The sequence below is a fragment of the Variovorax sp. 01T439_2 genome (assembly GCF_056398445.1).
Window position 1 is genome coordinate 1 of record NZ_JBFTPJ010001196.1, and the last position, 1,456, is coordinate 1,456.

The following is a 1,456-nucleotide window of genomic DNA, read 5'->3' on the forward strand; positions in this document are numbered from 1 at the left end:
GCGTAGAGGCGGTTGACGTATTCGGGGCCGTATTTCGTGCCCCACTTCATGCAGAGAATGTGGCGCTGTGCGCCTTGCGCTGGCACCAAGTTCAGTCTGCCTGGTTGCGTTTCTTGGCCGAGAGCGGCCGCTTGGCCTTGGCGCGCTTGATGGTGCCGCCGGGCGTGAGGCGCTGGTTGCCGAGCACGCGCAGGGTCTTGATCTCGGGCCGCTGGCCGCCGCGCTTGCTGTACTTCAGCACCTTGATGTCGCGCGGGCCGGGCATGCGGTCTTCATCGACCACGCGCTCCTTCTCGGGCTTGGGGCGCCACAGCACCAGCAGCTTGCCGATGTGCTGGATGGGGGCGGCACCGAGCTCATCGGCGAGCTCTTGCAGCATGGCGTCGCGGGCCAGGCGGTCGTCGGAGAAGACGCGGATCTTGATCARGCCGTGGGCCTTGAGAGCCGCGTCGGCCTCTTTCTTCACGGCAGGGGTCAGCCCGTCTCCACCGACCATGACGATCGGATCCAGGTGGTGAGCTTCGGCGCGGTGCACCTTGCGCTCGGCAGGGGTAAGTTGAATGGCGGGCATCCCCGTATTATCGACGCGTTACAAAGACCTCCATGAGCACCAAAGCCAAAAGCAAAAAAGTCAACAAAGCCTGGCTGCACGACCACATCAACGACCCGTATGTGAAACTGGCCACGCGCGAGGGATACCGCGCACGCGCCGCCTACAAGCTCAAGGAAATCGACGAATCGCTCGGCCTGGTCCGGCCGGGCCAGCTGGTGGTCGACCTGGGTTCCACGCCGGGAGCCTGGAGCCAGTACCTGCGCCGGCGCATGTCGCCCGAGGGCGCCGCGGCCGGGGAGCTGAACGGCACCATCATTGCGCTGGACATCCTGCCGATGGAGCCGATCGAGGGCGTGACCTTCCTGCAGGGCGATTTCCGCGAGACGGAACTGCTCGAGCAGGTGCTGGGCGTGCTGGCCGGCCGGAAGGCCGACCTGGTGGTTTCCGACATGGCACCCAACCTGTCGGGCATCCATTCGGCCGATGCGGCCCGCGTGGCGCACCTGATCGAGCTTGCCATCGACTTTGCCCAGCACCACCTGAAGCCCGAGGGGGCCCTGGTGGCCAAGCTCTTCCATGGCAGCGGCTATGACGAGCTGGTGAAGCTGTTCAAGGCGAACTTCCGCACCGTGAAGCCCTTCAAACCCAAGGCCTCGCGCGACAAATCGTCGGAAACCTTCCTTGTCGGCATGGGTCTGAAGGCTCAGGAAACGCTTTGATACCTTGACGCCGGGGCCCGCAAAGCGTGCCCATGGGGCGCAAACCCTTGTCCGGCTATGGCTGCTTTAGGGAAATGCCCGCTTTTCGCAGCTTGAAAAGCCTAAAATGGGGCGCAATTGCGTATCCATAGCGCGTTCTTTTCACAATCTTGTCACGCGCTTTCGACTGGAGCTTCGTTTGAAC

General features: G+C 63.5%; 2 protein-coding genes and 1 pseudogene. 1 reads left to right on the forward strand and 2 read right to left on the reverse strand.

Going from position 1 to position 1,456, the window contains the following annotated elements:
- Both AC1DOC_RS33445 and AC1DOC_RS33450 read right to left on the reverse strand, forming a co-directional pair.
- A pseudogene (locus AC1DOC_RS33445) lies at positions 1 to 89 on the reverse strand (glycosyltransferase); the annotation flags it as partial.
- A gap of 2 nt (positions 90 to 91) precedes the next feature.
- On the reverse strand, positions 92 to 571 hold the full coding sequence (locus AC1DOC_RS33450) for a YhbY family RNA-binding protein (protein ID WP_012747730.1): 480 nt from the start codon (positions 569 to 571) through the stop codon (positions 92 to 94).
- Positions 572 to 603: 32 nt separating this feature from the next.
- Between AC1DOC_RS33450 and AC1DOC_RS33455 the strand changes: the two genes are divergently transcribed.
- Positions 604 to 1,272, forward strand: coding sequence for an RlmE family RNA methyltransferase (locus AC1DOC_RS33455; RefSeq protein ID WP_018905008.1), 669 nt, complete (start codon positions 604 to 606; stop codon positions 1,270 to 1,272).
- Positions 1,273 to 1,456 lie beyond the last annotated feature (184 nt).